The 18,953-nt window shown below is 56.8% G+C and carries 13 protein-coding genes; 1 reads left to right on the top strand and 12 read right to left on the bottom strand.

The window, feature by feature from the left end; all coding sequences use genetic code 11:
* Positions 1-371 precede the first annotated feature (371 nt).
* The 4 genes from GCWU000341_RS04215 to GCWU000341_RS04200 form a co-directional block, all read right to left on the bottom strand.
* On the bottom strand, positions 372-1,625 hold the full coding sequence (locus tag GCWU000341_RS04215) for an argininosuccinate synthase (protein WP_009214523.1): 1,254 nt from the start codon (positions 1,623-1,625) through the stop codon (positions 372-374).
* A gap of 172 nt (positions 1,626-1,797) precedes the next feature.
* On the bottom strand, positions 1,798-3,126 hold the full coding sequence (gene argH / locus GCWU000341_RS04210) for an argininosuccinate lyase (protein ID WP_009214522.1): 1,329 nt from the start codon (positions 3,124-3,126) through the stop codon (positions 1,798-1,800).
* On the bottom strand, positions 3,123-6,242 hold the full coding sequence (locus GCWU000341_RS04205; protein ID WP_009214521.1) for a YfhO family protein: 3,120 nt from the start codon (positions 6,240-6,242) through the stop codon (positions 3,123-3,125). Before GCWU000341_RS04205 ends, argH begins: the two co-directional genes overlap by 4 nt.
* Positions 6,235-6,729 carry a GtrA family protein gene (locus GCWU000341_RS04200; RefSeq protein WP_009214520.1) on the bottom strand — a complete coding sequence of 165 codons (495 nt, stop codon included), beginning with the start codon at positions 6,727-6,729 and terminating at the stop codon, positions 6,235-6,237. The genes GCWU000341_RS04205 and GCWU000341_RS04200 overlap by 8 nt, the downstream gene beginning before the upstream one ends.
* Before the next feature lie 346 nt (positions 6,730-7,075).
* Between GCWU000341_RS04200 and GCWU000341_RS04195 the strand changes: the two genes are divergently transcribed.
* Positions 7,076-7,603 carry a CarD family transcriptional regulator gene (locus tag GCWU000341_RS04195; protein ID WP_009214517.1) on the top strand — a complete coding sequence of 176 codons (528 nt, stop codon included), beginning with the start codon at positions 7,076-7,078 and terminating at the stop codon, positions 7,601-7,603.
* 3 nt (positions 7,604-7,606) lie between these two features.
* Here the strand turns inward: GCWU000341_RS04195 and rlmH are convergent, their stop codons facing one another.
* The 8 genes from rlmH to GCWU000341_RS12585 all read right to left on the bottom strand — a co-directional run bounded on the left by rlmH (position 7,607) and on the right by GCWU000341_RS12585 (position 18,927).
* Complete coding sequence (rlmH, locus tag GCWU000341_RS04190; protein ID WP_009214516.1) at positions 7,607-8,086, bottom strand: 23S rRNA (pseudouridine(1915)-N(3))-methyltransferase RlmH; 480 nt, start codon at positions 8,084-8,086, stop codon at positions 7,607-7,609.
* Positions 8,087-8,108: 22 nt separating this feature from the next.
* Positions 8,109-8,702 (bottom strand): hypothetical protein, encoded by a 594-nt coding sequence (locus GCWU000341_RS04185; RefSeq protein WP_040653615.1) that lies wholly within the window; start codon positions 8,700-8,702, stop codon positions 8,109-8,111.
* Between the two features lie 58 nt (positions 8,703-8,760).
* A complete protein-coding gene (locus GCWU000341_RS04180; protein WP_009214514.1) occupies positions 8,761-11,475 on the bottom strand; it encodes a valine--tRNA ligase in 2,715 nt (904 codons plus the stop codon).
* 58 nt (positions 11,476-11,533) lie between these two features.
* The gene (locus tag GCWU000341_RS04175; protein ID WP_009214513.1) at positions 11,534-12,319 is read right to left on the bottom strand and encodes a hypothetical protein; all 786 of its coding nucleotides are present in this window, start codon (positions 12,317-12,319) and stop codon (positions 11,534-11,536) included.
* On the bottom strand, positions 12,319-13,758 hold the full coding sequence (locus tag GCWU000341_RS13430; protein ID WP_207635065.1) for a DUF5716 family protein: 1,440 nt from the start codon (positions 13,756-13,758) through the stop codon (positions 12,319-12,321). Before GCWU000341_RS13430 ends, GCWU000341_RS04175 begins: the two co-directional genes overlap by 1 nt.
* 179 nt (positions 13,759-13,937) lie before the next feature.
* Positions 13,938-16,613 carry a DUF5717 family protein gene (locus GCWU000341_RS04165; protein WP_009214511.1) on the bottom strand — a complete coding sequence of 892 codons (2,676 nt, stop codon included), beginning with the start codon at positions 16,611-16,613 and terminating at the stop codon, positions 13,938-13,940.
* A 78-nt stretch (positions 16,614-16,691) separates the two neighbouring features.
* Positions 16,692-18,008 (bottom strand): aminotransferase, encoded by a 1,317-nt coding sequence (locus tag GCWU000341_RS04160; protein ID WP_009214510.1) that lies wholly within the window; start codon positions 18,006-18,008, stop codon positions 16,692-16,694.
* 268 nt (positions 18,009-18,276) lie between these two features.
* The gene (locus tag GCWU000341_RS12585; RefSeq protein ID WP_050761911.1) at positions 18,277-18,927 is read right to left on the bottom strand and encodes a hypothetical protein; all 651 of its coding nucleotides are present in this window, start codon (positions 18,925-18,927) and stop codon (positions 18,277-18,279) included.
* Between the last annotated feature and the right edge of the window lie 26 nt (positions 18,928-18,953).

Raw genomic sequence — 18,953 nt, 5'->3', positions numbered from 1 at the left:
TATAAGGACTCATTGTCAGGCCCCCTCTCTCTTATAGAGAGACGTGTCCCAGGCTCCGGTATCCCTTTTTATGCAGATATCACGGGCGAAAACGCCCGGCACTGGAATCATTATATACAAAATTATGCTTTTTGCATAGCTTAGTTGGGATGCTTTTCAGAATTTTTCGCATATTTCTCTGTAAATCACGGTGATATCATGCTATATGCCCTGCATTATGACGATATAAGTCCTTGTCAGGCTACAGGCTACCCGCCATGCTCGCAGGAGCGGGTAGCCTGGCATCTTGTGGACTTTGGGCGCAGCAAAACAGCCGCCGTGCTTCCACGAGCGGCTGTTTTGCTTGCCATAAACGGGTCTTTCCTGCTCTATTACGCTTTTTCTGTCTCCTGCAGCTTCACGGCGCGCACCTTTTCCGGAAGACCGAAGAGGGTGATGAAGCCGGAGGCATCGTGGTGGTCGTAGAGATCACCGGTCGCAAAGCTTGCGAGAGATTCGTTGTAGAGGGAATAGGGGGAGCTCACGCCGGCCCTTATGATATTTCCCTTATAGAGCGCGAGCTTCGTCCTCCCGCTCACGTATTTCTGTGTGGAGGAGACGAAGGCCTCCAGCGCTTCCCGGAGCGGGGCAAACCACTTTCCCTCGTAGACGGTCTGCGCGAACTTCACGTCAGCAAGCTCCTTGAATTCCATGGTCTGCCGGTCCAGAATCAGCTCCTCCAGCTGCTTATGGGCTTCTATCAGGATCGTTCCGCCGGGTGTCTCATAGACGCCCCGGCTCTTCATGCCGACCACACGGTTTTCGACGATATCCGTGATGCCGATGCCGTTCGCTCCGCCGACCCGGTTGAGCTCCGTGAGGATCTCCCGCAGGCTCATCTTCCTTCCGTTCAGGGCGACGGGCTTCCCCTTCTCCCAGTCGATGCTGAGCTCCGTTCTCTGGTCCGGAGCTTTCTCCGGAGTCACGGAGAGCACGAGCATGTGCTCATAATCCGGCGCGTTCTCCGGATTTTCCAGCTCCAGCCCCTCGTGGGAGATATGCCAGAGATTTCGGTCCCGGCTGTAAGAATTCTCATGGGAGCCGAAGGCGAGATCGATCCCCTTCTCCTTGCAGTAGGCGATTTCATCCTCTCTGGAACGGAAGGTCCAGACATCGCTCATCCGCCACGGTGCAAGGATATCGAGGTCGGGGGCCAGGGCCTTTATGGCAAGCTCAAAGCGGATCTGATCATTTCCCTTTCCCGTTGCGCCGTGGCAGATCGCCTTCGCGCCTTCCTTCCGCGCGATCTCCACAAGGCGCTTTGCGATAGCCGGACGGGCCATCGCAGTTCCGAGCAGATACTTATTCTCATAGCAGGCATTGGCCCGGATGCAGGGAAGCACATAATTCTCACAGAAATCATCGCTGATGTCCTCGATGTAGAGCTTTGCCGCTCCGGACAGCTTCGCTCTCTCCGAGAGGCCGTCCAGCTCCTCCCCCTGTCCCACATCGACACAGACACAGATGACCTCATAGCCGAAGTTCTCCTTCAGCCAGGGGATAATCGCCGTCGTGTCCAGTCCTCCGGAATACGCCAGCACAACCTTTTCCCCCTGCGTCTTGTTTTTCGGCATCAGCTTTCCCATATATCCTGCCTTTCCGGCGGATCTTTCCCCGCCCTGAAATTCATCCCGCGGGCAGTCCGCCCGTTCCGAAATCAAGCTGTATCTTACTACCGGAGGACGGAAAAGGCAAGCAGAATTTGGATTTTTATTCTATTTTTTATAAAATTTATTCATCGAAATGCCGTGTTCCCTCTCAGAGCGCCCCCGGGGCTCCCTTCGTTCTCCGCTTTTTCACACAGCTCTCCAGAGAAATCTCCCCGTAGATATCGTCCTCGATCTCCGGACAAATCGCTTTGAATTCCGGAAGGCTCAGCTCGTCCAGGGAGCATCCCTTCCCCTCGCAGTAGAGAACGAGCTCCCCGACGATGCCGTGCGCGGTGCGGAAGGGAATCCCCTTTCCGACCAGGTAGTCTGCGACATCCGTGGCGTTGCTGAAGCCGCGTTTTGCGCTCTCCCTCATCCGCTCCGTGTCCCACTCGATCGTCTTCAGCATTCCGCTCATCAGCCGCACGGAATCCCGCACGGTATCCATGGCGTCGAAGGCGGCCTCTTTATCCTCCTGCATGTCCTTATTATAGGCAAGAGGAAGCCCCTTCATGACCGTGAGGAGCGCGAAGAGATCCCCGTATACCCTCCCGCACTTCCCGCGGATGAGCTCCGCGATATCCGGATTCTTCTTCTGCGGCATGATGCTGGAGCCTGTGGAGTAGGCGTCGGAAAGCCGGAGAAAACGGTATTCGTTGGAATTCCACAGGATGAGCTCCTCGCTGAGGCGGGACAGATGCATGGCGATGAGAGAGAGATCGAAGAGATATTCCAGGAGATAATCCCGGTCGGAGACAGAATCCATGGAATTCTCGCTCGCCCGGTCAAAGCCAAGCTCCGAAGCCGTCATCTCCCGGTCCAGAGGATAGCTCGTCCCGGCGAAGGCGCCCGCGCCAAGCGGCGATTCGTTGAGTCTATTCCTACAGTCCGAAAGCCTTGAGCGGTCCCGCCGAAACATCTCCCGGTAAGCGCCGAGATGATGCGCGAGAGTCGTGGGCTGCGCCTTTTGCAGGTGGGTAAAGCCCGGCATATAGCTCTCCCTGTGCCTTTCCATGAGTTCTGTGAGGACCCCGATCAGCTCCGCGAGCTCCTCCTTCATCCGGTCCAGCTCCTCCCTCGTGCAGAGCTTCATGTCGAGTGCCACCTGATCGTTTCGGGATCTCCCGGTGTGAAGGCGCTTCCCCGCCTCTCCGATCCGCTTCGTGAGCTCCGCTTCGATAAAGCTGTGGATATCCTCCGAGTCCCCTTCGATCACAAGCCTTCCGCCCTCGATGTCCGACAGGATGCCGTAGAGTCCTCTGATGATGCTCTCCGCGTCCTTTTCCGATAGAATCCCCTGCTTTCCGAGCATCCTGGCATGAGCGACGGAGCCCTCGATGTCCTCCCGGTAAAGCCTCCTGTCGAAGGGGAGAGAGGCATTAAATCTCTCCACCAGTTCGTCTGTCTTTCCTCTGAATCTCCCTCCCCAAAGCTTCATTCTTTCTCCTCTCCTTCGCTCTTTGCGCTTTCCGGAAGCTCACTCAGATCCTCAGTGAAAAGATCCTCCAGCTCCATCTCCTCCGCCTCTGCCTCATTTCTCCGCGGATTCCGGCCTCTCTTCTTCTCTGCTCTGCCTTCCCGCGGATTCCGGCTCGTTTTCTCCCCCGGCTCCGAGCCGCCTCCTTCCGGGCTTTGCCTGGATTCCGGCGCAGCCGCTCTGCCCTTTGCCGCTCTCTCCTCCTCCATCGTCGGGAGGGGGAAATCCTCCGGCTCTTCGGCCTCGGCTTCTTCCTCCTCCGGCTCTTTTTCGCCCGGCAGATCTTCGCAATCCTCGGGATCCTCGTACTCCTCCAGTTCCTCGCAGTCCTCCAGATCTTCAAAGTCCGAAAAGACTCCTCTTTCTTCCGGCTCTCTCTCCTCCGAAAAAGACGGAGAATCCTCCTTTTCCTCCATCACTTCCCCTCCCCCCGCGGGCAGCTCACCCTCTTCGGGAAGTTCATTCTCTTCGAGAAGCTCATCCCCTTCGGAAAACTCGTCCTCTTCGGGAAGCTCATCTTCTTCGGAAATATCCGCCCTCTCGGAGGTCAGAGCGATAAAATCCGGACCTCCCCGGTATCTCTTCTCCCTTCTCTTCCATTTCCCTTCCCTCCAGCTTTTCCGGGAGAGGAAAAAGAGGAGGAGGAAGAGGCAAAGGGAGAGAATCGAAGAGAGGATTCCGAGGAAAAGCCCCTTTGGAAAGTAGCTGAGCGTGATCTCATGCACTCCCGCATCCAGCGGGATCCCGAGAAAGCAGTTCAGCGCCTTCACCGGCTTTACCTTCCTCCCGTCCACTCTGGCACTCCAGCCCTCATCATAGGGCACAAAGAGGAGAAGTGTGGAATCCTCCGAGGGCGTCGCCGAGCCGGAGAGCTTTGTGTCTGTGTGAAGCTTTGGCTCCCAGCTTCTTCCGGAGAGCTTTCGATAGAGCTCCTTCAGCGCCGTAAAGTCGAAGCGATAGGCCTCGCAGTCCATGCTCTGCCCCGCGGTATCCGCTGAGAGGCGCACCTCCTCCCCTTCGCTCAGATAGCCAAGCTCCAGAAAATAGCCCCGGTCCACATTTTCAAAGCTCTTTTCCCCGGAGGCGAGCTTCGCCTTCACCTGCTTTAGCTTCGGATTCGTCACATAGACATAGTATTCCCCCGCCGTATCCGCCGTGAAGCTGTAATCCTTCTCCTGGAAATTCCCGATCACCGGGATCAGCACCGGGGAGCTCTGCATCGCGTCGCAGAAGGAATTCTGCACCAGAGCGGGCGTCCCCATATCTGTATGCCAGTTCGTGAGCTCCTCCTCTCTCAGGAAGAGTCCCGGGGGAAGGGAATACTCATTTTGATAAAGGAGCATCTCTCCGGAGCCGTCCCGATAGGACAGGCCCCTCTTTTCCGCCGCCGCCGGCTCCTCGGAGTAGATATCATACTTCACGGAAAAAAGCATGTTGACAAGCGGAGTAGAGCCGGTGATGGAATAGGCATTCGTAGAGGCCTCGCAGCCTATCTTTCGGAAGAAGTCAGAGCACTCCTTATAGGCAGTCGAGGAGAAGATGGATACACTCGGGAAATTCAGAAAGGCCCCGTCATCCTTCGTCTTTCTCGTCATCTTCTCAAAGCGGCAGAAGCTCTTGTCCTCCGCCCGGGCGGCCCGGACGAGCCGTATCGTATCCGCATTGTCCGCCGTATAGGAGGTCCTCGATGTGGTCGTGACCGAGGTCGCGGCCATATTGATTGCGCACTCCATGCCGAGGAGTACGAGGGCAGAGAGAAGGAGCGCATTATAATTCAGCCCTCCCTTCTTCTCCAGGTAAAAGAGAAGGTAGTAGAGCAGTACGAAGAGGATCGCCGTATAGAAGACAGCCCAGTGAAAGGCGTCGTCAGTCACCACCTTCTGGCAGAGGATGATAAAGGAGAGGGCTGAGGCGAGGGAAATCCCGAGCTCTCTGAGCCCCGTGGCCTTTCTTTTCAGGTAGGCCTCATAGCAAAGGCAGAGCAGCATGAAGATATAGAGGAAGCTCTGTCTGCACGGCAGACTGTTCGGGTAATGAAGACCGTGCCAGATGAAGTTCAGGATATTGATGGAAAAGCTCAGATAAAAAAAGAGGAGGAGCAGTCCGCTCGCAAGCTTCTTCCGAAGAGAGATTTTCCCGTTCAGAAAATACATCGGAAGAAGCAGGAAGGTGACAGTTCCGGAGTAGAGGTTCGGCCAGTGATCCAGGCCCTGCTCCGTCTCCACAAGCGGCATATGGCGGGCAAACATATCGATGATCCCGAAGTATTGCTTTGCGGTCTCCGGGAAGTTGATATCCCCGGATGCGGTGCCCTTTAAGGCATAGATCTCCGGAAGGAGCGTCACGGCGGCGAGTCCCCCCGCGATCAGGGAATAGAGAAAGAAGCGCCCTGCCCTCCGTAAGAGGAACGGCATCCCCTCCCTCCCGTCCAGGATAAGATAGGAGAGGAAGGAGAGAAACAGAAAGAGGCAGATCATGATGGAGATATAATAGTTCGAGAGGATGGAAAGCCCCAATGTCAGTGTGTAGAGCACGGGACTTCCGCCGGAGAGCATGCGCTCCATCCCGAGGAGAATGAGCGGAAAGAGGAGAATGCAGTCCAGCCACATGATATTCCAGGAATACGCCGCAACGTAGCCGCTCATGGCATAGAGGATGCCGAAAAAGCAGCAGCCGAAGTTTGTCCTGTGATAATGCTTCCGAAAGTAAAATGCCGCAGAAAGTCCCGAGAGGCCGATCTTTAAAACGATAAGATAGGTCATGAACTCAATGACGAGGTTCTTTGGCACGAGAAGGATCAGAAAGTTCACCGGGCTCGCGAGATAATAGGAATAGAGCGCGGAGAAATTCACGCCGAGGCCCACATTCCAGCTGTAGAGAAGACTCCCGCCGTGGCGGAGCTTATATTGAAATTCCGAGAAGAAGGGGGCGTACTGATGATACATATCCGTCCTGAGAAAGCTCTCCCTCCCGAAGGGAAAGATGCCCCGCGCGAAGAATATGACGATCATGCTGAGCACCGGTATGAGGAAGGACAGAAGGTAGGCGTCAGATGAGCGGACGATCTTTTTATTCATGCATTTTCTCCCTGAAGATCCAGAATTTGCTCGCGAGATAATTAAAGCCCAGATTGAAGACGGAGCTCAGCGCCCAGGCGAGACTGTGCCCGAGCTCCATGATGTCCACAAGGAGGATCATGAGGAGGAAGCATACCGCCCCCGAGAAAAGCCGCGCTGCGAGAAAGGCGGAAAATTCCCGCAAAAGCCGCGGAAGGGACATGTCTTTATTCTGAAAGACATAGAGCTTATTGCTCCAATAGGCAAAGAGTACCGCAGCGAGAAAGGCGGGGGCATAGGCAAACTTATAGGCCAGCCTCCCCGCTACTCCGAGTCGGGCAAGTCCAAAATCCAGGAGGCTGAAGACGAAAAAATTCACAAGAGTCGTGAAGACTCCCGTGACGATATAGAGCAGTGCCTCCCTGCCCTCCTTCTTCCCCGAAAAACGCATGAGAAAACCCTTTCTGCCGATCTTTCCCGAAAACGAAGCCGCCTGATATTTTAGCATATCCTCCGGCGCTGTAAAAGCCCCGGCGAAAAGTCAGTGCCGGGGCGGAAGGAAGCGGAAAAAGCGATGCTGCCCGTCGGAAAAACTCCGCCGTATGCACAGAGATCAGGCGGTGCAGGAAGGCGGACTCATGCACTTTTTGTATAAAATCCCGTGCAATTTAAAATTCTTCCTTTTATGCCCTGATTTTCTTCAGAAAATTGTCAGTATTTGGGTATAACGCTAATCTTTTCCGAAATCTCGGAAAAGACTGGAAATGCTGTCTCCGCTCTGATAAAATTTTTATTATATGGGTTCTGTCTTTTTCTGTCAAGAGGACTCTATAAATTAAAGAAAGGAGGGCAGAATGTTTCAGTCCGGAACCTACGTCGTTTACGGATGCAAAGGAGTGCATAAAATTACGGGCATCACTACGTTGAATCTGGAGGGCATCCCAAAGGACAAAAATTACTATATTCTGGAGCCGCTCAAAAAAGCGCAGGCAGCGATCTACGCCCCTGTCGAGGAGATGCGGATCCGGATGAGGCCGGTCATGAGTCGGGAGGAGGCGGAGCATTTCCTTCAGAGCATGGGGCTCATCCTTCCCCTGTCCATTCGGAATCCAAGAGCAAGAGAGGAGGCCTGTCGGGAATGCATCAGAAGCTGCGAACCCGATGAGCTCCTCCGCGTCATTAAGACGCTGCAGCACCGGAAGACGGAACGGGCAAGGCAGGGGAAGAAGCTCACGCTCTGCGACCTCCACTATATGGAGCAGGCGGAGAGCACGCTCTATGAGGAGCTCTCCCTCTCCCTCTCTCTGGACCGGAGCCTCATCGAGGATAAGATCCGCCGCTTCGTCTCCGAGGAGGAGGAAGTGAGGGAATGCAGGCAGTAAATCCTATTTGTGATAGGGTTCCCCCGCGTTGATCTTGAAGGAGCGATAGAGCTGCTCCAGCGCGATGAGGCGCATCAGCTGGTGCGGGAAGGTCATCCGGGAAAAGCTCAAAAGGAAATCCGCTCTCTGCAGGACCTCCTCTGATACCCCGAGGGATCCTCCGATCAGGATGCTGATGTCGGACTGACCTCGGAGCATAAGCTCCGAGAGCTTCCCGGCGAGCTCCTCTGAGGAGAGCTCTCTTCCCTCGATCGCAAGCACAATGAGAAAGGACTTTCCCGGCACCTTCGCGAGAAGCCTCTTCCCCTCGATCTCCTTGATTTTTCTTTCTATGGCCTCCGGAGCGTGCTCCGGAGTTTTTTCATCCGGGACCTCTGCGATTTCCAGCGTACAAAAGGAAGAGAGACGCTTCACGTATTCCGCGGCAGCGTCCCTCAGAGACCTCTCCTTTATTTTTCCGGCAGCGATAAGCCGAAGCTTCATATCAAATCCCCTTCAAAGCGCATCAGACTCTCTTCAGAGCGAAGCTTTCGATGCCCGAGGGATAGTCCTTCGAGGAGCAGTGTCCGGCGGCATCGAAGCTGTATTTCTTGCCGTCGATCTCGTAGCTCTTGTAGTACTCCCCCTCTCCCTGGTACATGCCGCTGGGGCGCCCCTTCGCCGATGCGCCGAAGTAGAAGTGCTGCGTCACGCCCGTACTGTCCGGGATCATCGCCCAGCCGGTCAGGACTCTCCCCGCATTCGGGTTGTCGTGCTTTGCGCTGTCGCACTCCGCGAAATACCAGCTCTCCTTCTTTGCGGGATCCTGAAACCAGCCCTCCGCGAGCTTCCCATCGTCGAGGAAGTAGTAGTAGCGATCCCCGATCTGCACCCACTGTCTCCTCGCATACTTCCAGGCGGCATTCTTCGTATCGAGATAGAGAAGCTTCCAGTAGCTTCCGTTGTTCTCCCACTGAAAGGCGGCCTGTTTCCCTGCCTTCACCGCCTTCAGCTCCTCCTTCCCCGCGCTTCTCTCCTCCGCGCGGGAAAGGAGCGGAGCCGAGAGCGACAGAAAAAGCAGCACGATGAGAAATCCGAAATTTTTTATCTTGAACTTCATTTTACCCTCCATACCTTCCGGCAGAGGGAAACTATGAAAAAGCGTCCTCCGCCGGCATTCAGAGCGCAGCACTCCCCCGAAGCTGTGAAAGCCTCTCCCGGAGAGCCGTGAGCATCTCTTGATATTTTTGCAGCTTGCTCCTCTCCTCTTTGACCTTTTCCTCCGGCGCCTTCTGGACAAAGCGCTCATTGGAGAGCATCCCCTCCGAGCGGCTGATCTCTCCGAGAAGACGCTTCTCTTCCTTCCCGAGTCGTTCCAGCTCCTTTTTAATATCCACAAGTTCTTCGAGCGGGATGTAGATATTCGCCTTCGGGATCACAACGGAGACAGAGCCCTCTGCGATTCCATTCCTGTCGTCCTGAATTATAACATCGGAGGCGAAGGCAAGGGTAGCGAAGAATACCTTACTATGCCGAAACATTTTTCTTACACGGCTGTCCCCGCTCACAAGATAAACTCTGGTCTTCCGGGAGGGCGCGGCGTTCATCTCGTTTCGGACGGCGCGGATCGCGCGGACGGCCTCCTTCACGGCCTCGATCTCCTCCTCGTCCTCCGGGAAGTTGAAATCCTCCCGGTAGAAAACCCATCTGCTCCTCATAAGCGGGACCTTCCCCTCCGCGAGGAAGAGCTCAGAGAGCGTGTCGTAAATTTCCTCCGTGATGAAGGGGCAGAAGGGGTGCAGAAGCTTCAGAGAGCACATGAGCACCTCACAGAGCGTCCAGAGCGCGGCGATCCGGCTCTCCCTGTCCTCCCCGTGAAGGCGCGGCTTCACCATCTCGATGAACCAGTCGCAAAACTCCTCCCAGAGGAAGCTCTGGATCTTATCCAGGGCGATGCCGAGATCATAGGAGGAGAGGTTTCTCTCGATCTCCTGCGCAGTATGATTCATGCGGGAGAGAATCCAGCGGTCCGCCGCATAGAGCTCCTTCGGGCGGCTTCTCTCCAGGATGGCATCCAGCTCTCCGCCCCCCTCTCCCCGGAGGACAGAGAGGCTCTCCTCGTCCAGATTCATCATGATAAAGCGGGAGGCATTCCAGACCTTGTTCATGAAGTTTCTGCCCGCCTCGGCCTTCGACCAGTAGAAGCGCATGTCATTTCCCGGCGCGTTTCCGCTGAGAAGCGTCATGCGAAGCGCATCCGCCCCGTATTTTCTGATGACCTCCAGGGGGTCGATGCCGTTTCCGAGGGATTTACTCATCTTCCGACCCTGATCGTCCCGGACCAGGCCGTGGATCAGGACATGGCGGAAGGGGAGCTTTCCGGTCTGCTCGATCCCGGAGAAGACCATGCGGACAACCCAGAAGAAGATGATGTCATAGGCCGTGACAAGGACATCCGTCGGGTAGAAATAGGAGAGCTCCGCCGTCTTTTCCGGCCAGCCGAGCGTCTCAAAGGGCCAGAGCGCGCTGGAAAACCAGGTGTCCAGCGTGTCCTCGTCCTGATGAAAATGAGTAGAGCCGCATTTTTCGCAGCACTTCGGCGCTTCCTCGGAGACGATCAGCTCCCCGCAGTCATCGCAGTAATAGGCCGGGATCCTGTGTCCCCACCAAAGCTGCCTCGAAATGCACCAGTCGCGAATATTTTCCAGCCAGTGGAGATAGGTCTTTCCGTAATTTTCCGGGATAAAGCGGAGCTCTCCGCTCTTAAGCGCCTCGATCGCAGGCTTCGCGAGCTCCTCCATCCGGACAAACCACTGGGGCTTTACCATGGGCTCCACCGTGGTCCCGCAGCGGTCGTGAGTCCCCACATTGTGCCGATGCGGCACGACCTTTACCAAAAGTCCCTCCGCCTTCAGATCCTCCACGATCTGCTTCCTGGCCTCGTAGCGATCCATGCCGTCGTACTTCGAGCCGGGAAGATGAATCGAGGCATCGTCATTTAAGATATTGATCTCCGGGAGCCCGTGGCGCTTTCCGACCTCGAAATCATTCGGGTCGTGGGCCGGGGTGATCTTCACACAGCCGGTCCCGAAATCCCGATCCACATAGCTGTCCGCGATCACCGGGATCCTCCGCCCCGTGATCGGAAGGATCAGCTCCTTGCCCACAAGGTCCCGATATCTCTCATCCTCCGGATTGACCGCGACCGCGCTGTCCCCGAGCAGGGTCTCCGGGCGGGTCGTCGCGATCTCCACGAATCTCCCCTCTTCTCCGACGATGGGATAGTTGATATGCCAAAAGAAGCCGTCCTGCTCCTCATGGACCACCTCGGCGTCGGAGAGGGAGGTCCTGCAGTGCGGACAGTAATTCACGATGCGGGAGCCGCGGTAGATATAGCCCTTTCTGTAGAGGGAGAGAAAGGCCGTCTGCACGGCCCGGGAGCAGCCCTCATCCATCGTAAAGCGAAGTCTGTCCCAGTCCGCGGAGGATCCGATCTTGTGAAGCTGATTCACGATCCGCTTCTCGTACTCCTCCTTCCAGCTCCAGGCCTCCTTTAAAAAGCCCTCTCTGCCGAGTGCATGCTTGTCGATTCCCCGCGCCTTCAGCTCATTCGTGACTCTGACCTCCGTCGCGATCGCGGCGTGATCGCAGCCGGGCTGCCAGAGGGCTTCATAGCCCTCCATCCTCTTCCAGCGGATCAGACTGTCCTGGAGCGTGTTGTCCAAGGCATGCCCCATGTGGAGCTGCCCGGTGATATTGGGCGGCGGCATCATAATCGTATAGGGCTTCTTCTTCGGATTGACCTCCGCGTGGAAATATCCCCCCTTAAGCCACATCTCATAGATGCGCTCCTCCACTTCCTCCGGGCAATAGGTTTTTGCCAGTTCTTTCATTCGTCTTCTCCCTCAACTGTATCCGCTGAAAATCCTGTGCCGCTTTCCGGCGGCGCGCTCAATTTCTGCTCCGGTACTCCGCCTTCCATCTTCCGATCTCCTCCCCCGCCAGGCGGCAGAAATCCTTCGGATCCTTCTCATAGAGCGCACGGAGCCGTTTGATCTTCTCTGTATTTTCCGCATTCTTTCTCGCCGCGGCATATTGTCGGTCCCAGGCCTCCTTCCCCGCCTCCCGGAAGTCCTTCGCATATCTTCTCCCCCGGTTCTCCGAGGGCTCCAGCCGCCCGAGAAAATAGAGCCGCTTCAGAGCCTCCTTCATCTTCTCACTCTGATAGAGCTCCTCATAGATCTCACCGGCCTGATGGAAGCGGGTGAGCGCCACATAGCTGTCCGCCAGCTTTCTCTTCCTCGTCGGGCTGTGCTCCTCCGACTCCGCCTTCTGATAGGCCTCCGCGGCCTTCCGGTAACGCTTGAGGGAAAGGTACGCATCCCCCTGCTTCTCCGAAAATTCCGCGGGGGAGAGGACCCGGATCGCGGCGAGCCTCTGCTCGTATTCCCTCAGCTCCCACTCCGCACAGTAATTTCCCTCCCGCAGGATGCGGAGCAGGGCGAGATTCCACTTCTCCTCCTGTCCGATATAGCTCTTCAGCTTCTCCGCGAGATAGGAAAAGCCGAGCTCCTCCTGGAGCCATTGGCAGAGCTTTTCATCCACAATGCTCTCCGGCAGGAGGACCGGATAATGCAAAAGCACATAGCAGAGCTCCTGCATGCTCCAGAGATTTTTATCCAGAGTCTCATAGTAGAAGGGATGCTCCGCCTTCTTCGTGCAAAGGATCAGTCCCATTACGCTCCTCCCGCCGTTTTTCTAAGATCCAGCTCCTCCGTCAGAACCGCCCCGCTGGAGGGATAGATCTCCCCGAAGCCATCGTCCCTCACTTCGACCCGGAAATGCTCCCCATCCGGAAAGCTCGTCTTAAGGACGATCCGCACGCTCCGGTCCTTCCTCTCCGGGAAGCCGTTCAGATGCATGCGAAGCTGTGAGGCACTCCCCATCGAGCTCGCGGGACTTAAGCGAAAATCAATATAGTTCTGGCCGTCCAGGATCAGCTCGTGCTCGGTGGAAAGCCCCATCCAGGGCTCCCCGGCGGAGGCCAGAATCAGGCTCTTGTCCCGTTCCCGCACGCTGACCCGGAGGGAAATATCGCAGCAGACCCTGCTGTCACAGAGAAGTCTGCAGTCCTCCGTCCTCTCCGCGGCAAGCACCTCGCTGTAGTAGAGCGCTCCCAGGGCAATGAGCTGCTGCTCCGTGCACACCTTCCTCCCCTTCAGGAGATAGGACATGAAGTTTCTCGCAAAGTCCGTATTCTCGAAGCCCTTTCCGCAGAGCATCACAAGACCGTAGTTTCCCTTTTGCAGCTTTCTCTCCGCAAGTCTTCGCAGGATCCTGTCCCCCGTCTTCTGCCCGGACTCCGTCTCCAAGGCCTCCAGCGAGATGGACTCGTCCTGCGGCTCGGAAAACGCGAAGGCGCACTTCTTCGCCCCCTGTGTGACGCGGAGCTCATAGTAAGAAAGGCTTCGGTCCTCGAGCTCAAACATCCCGACCTTTCGGTTATAGAGGAGCTTTTCCTGCCTCAGCATATAGTGGATGAAGCTCTCTGTGTGCGTGAGGATGCATAGCTCAAAGCTCTCTCCGAGCATGGCGGAAAGGAGAGCGCGGAGCCGCTCCATGAGCGCCTGGTCCATGAAGCGGAGCGAGACGACGAGGATCGATCTCCCGGGCAGAAAATCCGGAAAAGCCTCTCCGCCGGACTCCTCCTCCGCTTCTGCCTCCGCTTCTTCGGAAACGGGAGAATCCTCCGGCTCCAAAGCCGCATCCTCGATCTCCTCGATCAGGGCCTCCGGGCCCTGCTCCTGCTCTCCGCTCTCCTCCTGCTCTCCGCTCTCCCCCTCCTCTTCTTTCCCGTCTCTTTTCTCCCCTCCGCCGGCTTCCTCCAGGACGAGTCGGAGAAAGGTCTCCATGAGCTCCTCTGCGCTGTATTTCCGATCCCCGAGCGACGCGCTCTCTCCCTTTCGGTAAAGGGAAAAAAGCTGCTCCAGCAGGAAACCGGAGCCCTCCCGGCCCATCTCCAGAGCAGCCTCCCCGATCCTCCATTCCTCTCCCCGCTTTGATCGGCAGAGCACAGTGGGGAAGGAAAGCTGCTTCCTCCCCCCATCCGTACAAAGAGCCGTGCGCCTCTCCCCAAGGGACAGGCCGATCCGTCTCTCCGTCTCTTCCATTACCATCTCCCGCATCCTCCCGCTGTCCTTCTCCGCCTCTTCCGCCCGTTTCGTCTTCCCATTTCGTATCTTTTCGTATATAAAGTATAACTCTCCCTGTCAAAAAGGAATCGCACCTGCCCTTCTCCGCCTGATGGGACAAGTATAGCTCGGGGGGCCAAAACGCGAATGCCCATCAGCCCTCGTCAGTCGGAAAAGAGTGTCTCGATCATGGCTTCCTTCTCCAGATAGAGAAGCATGGTGTCCCTGAGCTCCTCTCCTCTTCCCTCTTCATAGAGGCGCCCCATCCGATCCAGCAGGCCGAAGAGACCGTTTTCCGCCCAGCCGGCCGTCCTCTCCGGACGTATGCTTCCGCTCTTTACCGGCTCCGTTCCGTTCCCCTCATAGATCCGATACTCCGCCTCCTCCCCCGCAAAAAGGGGCAGAGCGGCGGTATAGATATTCTGAAAGGCCCGCTGAAATTCCTCCTCGTGGAAGTTCTTCTCCCCCGGGAGGATCCGCACGAAGAGCCTCGGCTTTCCCTCTCTCTCCCCCCGATACTCCAGAAAGTTCCGCCCTGCCGGAAGCTCCGGGAGCAGCGGCGAATCGCGGAACTTCTCCATATAGCGGAAAAAGATGTTTTTCCTCCTGAGCTCCCTCAGGATCCTGGATAGAATCTCCCTCTCCTTCTCCGTGAGAGACTTCTTCTCCGAGTAATGAAGGCTCAGAGAGAGGAGGTAGAGAAGCGGGATCTTTTCAATCCTGCTCTCGCTGTCGATCTCCTCTCCCAGAAGCTGAAAGATGCGCTCGGGGACAGAGCTTCCGAGCAGAAAATAGTCCGCAGCCCTCTGACTGAGCCACGCTCTCTTAAGGAGCTCCCCGCCCCCGAGAGAGGCATAGATGTCGTAGACCTCATCCAGCTTCTCCCTGCGCTCCGTAAAAAGGAGCTGGGCGAGCAGGCGCTCCGCCATGCTTCGCTCCGCCTCCCGGAAGCCGCCTGTCTCTCTCGCGTCCTCTCCTCTCTCCTTCTCCAGCGCCCTTCTGAGGATCCGATCCATCTCGTCGGAAAGACCATTATAATGCTCCAGCAGGAACTGAAGGAGAGTGAAATCCCCGGCTCCGCTGTCAAAGAGCTTCTTCCCCTCCAGCAAAAAGAGCTCCTCATGGCTCTCCCTCTCCATGCTCCCGTGAAAGAAATCGGAGATGAGAAGCCTGTCCCATCCGATTCTGTGGGACAGAAGGAGCTCCGAAGCGCTCTCATACTCCCCCCGCTTCAGAAGATCAGAAAAAAGAAGCGTCCTCTCCCCGAGGCTCTTCCCCTCCTTTGCGATCCCCTTCAGATAGTCCAGATCCCTCTTCGTAAGGGAGGCCGCCTCCCGCTCCGTGAGCTTGCTGTGGCAGCGGAGAACGGATACCAGGATCGCATGGCGAAAGTCCGAGGAGATCAAGGGACTCTCCGATTCCTTTTCCAGGAAGGCGAGCTCCGCTGTGCTCCGGATCCCGTTTCGGAGCACCTGCTCCGCCCGGAGAAGGCGGAAAAAGACCTGCTCCGGGACAAGCTCCATGCAGCGCTTCTCCAGCTCCGGCTTATGCAGAAGGCGCCGCTTCTCATAGGGTACCCCCCCGTAGCGCCTCCCCTCCTCATCCTGAAAGAGGATGACGGCCTCCGGGAAATACTGCGGGAAAAAGACCCGTCCGTCCCGGATCGGGAAGCTCTCCTCCCGGCGAAGCTCCGGCTGCAGCAGGATGAGCTTCTTCATCCTGGGATCCTCCACAAAGACCTCACAGGTGTAGAGCAGCTGCGGCAGAACCCTCGCGATCCTGCGGTCCACCATGTCCGGATAGATCATCCGCTCATAGATCAGGGAGAGGCGCTCATCGATCTTCCCGGCAAGAAGCTTGTCGATGGCAAAGCGCTGGATCTCCCGCTCAAAGCTCTGATAAATGTCGGAGTCCTCCTGGAAGTTCCGAAGGACATTGCTGTAAAGGGGAAGCTTCATCCTCTCCTCGAGGCGGCTCTCATAGGCGAAGTAGAGATAGAGCTCCCTCGGAAGCTCAATCCCGCTGTCCGGCAGGGCATAGATGCAGTACTCGTAGAGCCTTGTGAGGCGGGAGCCGTTCTCTATCGCTCTTTGATAAATGAGGAAGGCCTCCGGGTCCGCGATATCCGCTTCGATCAGGCGGCGGGCCATCTCCTCGACTCTCCTTGGGTCCTTGAGCTCCTCCTCGCTCAGATAAAAGCTTCTCTCTCCGAAGGGAGCTGTCCCGGTCTCTGCTCCTCTCTCTCTCCGCTCTGTTTCCGCTCCCCGGCTCTGCCTTCTCAGCGCGGCGGAAAACTCCTGCAGCTCCCGCTTCCCTGCATTTCCGGCATTTCCGGAAAAGGCGCGAAAATAAAGCCTTGCGCGTGAATCCTCCAAAAAAGGAGCCTCCCGGAAATCCTTTCTCCGAAAGAGCTGCAGGGCGAGCTTTGGATCCTCCTCATATAAGCGGAGGAAATCCTCTGTGCGCCGGAGCCTCCGGATCTCCCGAAGCTCCGCAGAAAGCCTCGCGCGGAAGCAATAGGGGATCTGGAGCTCCCCTCCGTTGCTTATCACGGAGAGCTTCCCCTTTAACTCCTCCCCGGCGGAGAGATCTCCCCCCTCGACGAGGAGGGGAACACTGCTGCGGATCCCCCCGAAGGCCGCTCTCTCCACCTTTACAAAAATATGATCGGAGTAGACCAGCCCCTTCATGCTGACCCCGTTCCGGGAGGAAATGTTCAAGCGAAACCTCCCATTCTCCCCCGGCTCCAGCTCTCCCTCCAGAGAAGACTCCGCGACATAGAGGCTCGGAGCACTGAGATCCACTATGCCCCTGGCCAGTTTATTGATCTTATCCTTCATGGCAAGTCTCCGTGCCCTGCAAAAACATCCCCCCGGCCGCTTCCTTGCGCCCGGAGGGCAGTGATCTTCCCCCGCTTATCAGGCCTCGGACTCCGCGCTCTTTCCCTTGCTCTTCTCCTTCAGAAGATGCTGTGCGCTCACAAGCTTCACGCAGAGACAGAAGAGCTGCGACGCCGTGCGGAGATCCTCGATCGGAGGATAGGTCGGGGCGATGCGGATATTGGAATCCCGCGGGTCCTTCCCGTAGGGATAGGTCGCACCGGCAGGAGTCAGCTTCACGCCGGCCTTCTTGCACTTCGCTGCCACCTCCTTCGCGCAGCCGTCCATGGTATCAAAGCTGATAAAGTAGCCCCCCTTCGGCTTGGTCCAGCTCCCGATGCCGAGGCCTCCCAGGTTTTTCTCCAGTATCGTCTCCACAGTCTCGAACTTGGGGCGCAGGATATCCGCGTGCTTCCTCATATGCTCGATCATATTATGGATATCCTCGAAGAAGCGCACGTGACGGAGCTGATTCACCTTATCATGGCCGATCGTCTGATAGCGGAGCTGTCTCTGAATATCCTCCAGATTGTTGGAGCTCGCGGCGATCGCGGCGATGCCGGAACCCGGGAAAGTGATCTTCGAGGTGGAGGAGAACTTATAGACGAGGTCCGGATTCCCCGCCCTCTTGCACTCCGCGAGGATCTCGATCAGGTAGTCCTGCTCCTTGTCATAGAGGTGATGCACGCCGTAGGCATTGTCCCAGTAAATCCGGAAATCCTTTGCCGCGGGCTGCAGTCTCGCGAATCTCCGGACCGTCTCGTCGCTGTAGCTGTAGCCCTGGGGGTTGGAATACTTCGGCACGCACCAGATCCCCTTGATGCTCTCATCCTCCCTGACCAGTCTCTCGACAAGAGCCATATCCGGCCCGCTCGGCATCATCGGGACCGGAATCATCTCGATTCCGAAGTACTCCGTGATGCTGAAGTGCCTGTCATAGCCCGGGACCGGGCAGAGCCACTTCACCTTATCCAGCCGGCACCAGGGGACATTCCCCATCACGCCGTGCGTCATGGAGCGGGAAATGGAGTCATACATCACATTCAGGGAGGAGTTTCCGTAGATGATGATGTTGTCCGGATTGTTCTCCATCATATCGGAAATCAGGACCTTGGCCTCTGCGATCCCGTTCAGTACTCCGTAATTTCTGCAGTCCGTCCCGTCCTCACAGAACATGTCCGCATCGCTGTTCAGCGCGTCCATAAGTCCCATGGAGAGGTCGAGCTGCTCCTTGCAGGGCTTTCCGCGGCTCATGTCGAGGCTCATCTCCATCGCCTGATATCTTCCGTATTCCTTTTTCAGCTCGCGGATCAGCTGCTCAAGCTCTTCCACGCTCATCTTATCGTAAGCTTTCATCCCGCCTCCTCTGCTTCCCTTATCCTGCTCCTGCCGCCCTCACTGATCTGATCTTTAAAGGCGCTTCGCGCCTCCCGTCATGCGCCCAGACAGTCGCATTCCCGTGGGGCTCCGCCCCTCTCCTTGCTCCTGTCCGGGCGTGTCTTAAAGTCCTTCTCCCGCGCCCGTGCTCGCACGGCGCGGCCACGGACTTTAGACACTGTAATCATCATATACTGATCTCTTTTGTCTTGCAAGCAAGAATATCCGCATCAGGAGGTGCTTTTGTTCATTGTCTTTGCAGTGGCTGGTCAGTGAGGAGGGTGTTTTGGCTGAGCGCTTCGACGCGGGTTTTCAGGAAGGCGAGCTCGCGCTCTGCATCCTTGTCCCCATTCCAGCGGTTCGTGTAGTCCGTGAAGGCACGGTAGGCCTCCTCCCATCTCGCGGAGCGCTCCAGGTAAACCGCTTCGTCAAAGACGAGGTCCCGGTCCGCGGACAGTCCCGCGGCTCTCGCCTGATCCAAAAAGTTCCGCGCCTCCTCGAGCTTTCCCTCATCGAGACTCCGGGATGCCTGCCGAAGGAGGAGCTTCGCGTTCACTCTCTCCTTCAGCTTCTGATAGACCTCCCGTTTCTTGTCCACCTTTTCCAGGATCTCCAGTGTGTGCGATGCCGCATCGAGATCTCCGAGCATGTATTCCGATTCCGCGCGGTAGGTGAGAATGTCGAACTGAAGCCTGGAGACCCTGCCGTGGCTTTTATCGAGGGCCTCATCCAGCTTCTTCACCGCCTCTTCATATTTTCCCTTTTCCACGAGCTCTATGCCGGAGAGCCGAAGCTCCTCCGCCTCCCGGTTTGCACAGGAGGAGAGCGTCAGGGCGAAAAACAGAAGTAAAAGCGCCGCCGCTTTTCCCCTTCCCGACAAATCCTTTCTTTTCTTCACGGGTTCCTCCTTTTTAGGGCAATTCT

The sequence above is a fragment of the Oribacterium sp. oral taxon 078 str. F0262 genome (genome assembly GCF_000160135.1).
GTDB lineage: Bacteria > Bacillota > Clostridia > Lachnospirales > Lachnospiraceae > Oribacterium.
This window is presented reverse-complemented; position numbering and strand designations above follow the sequence as displayed.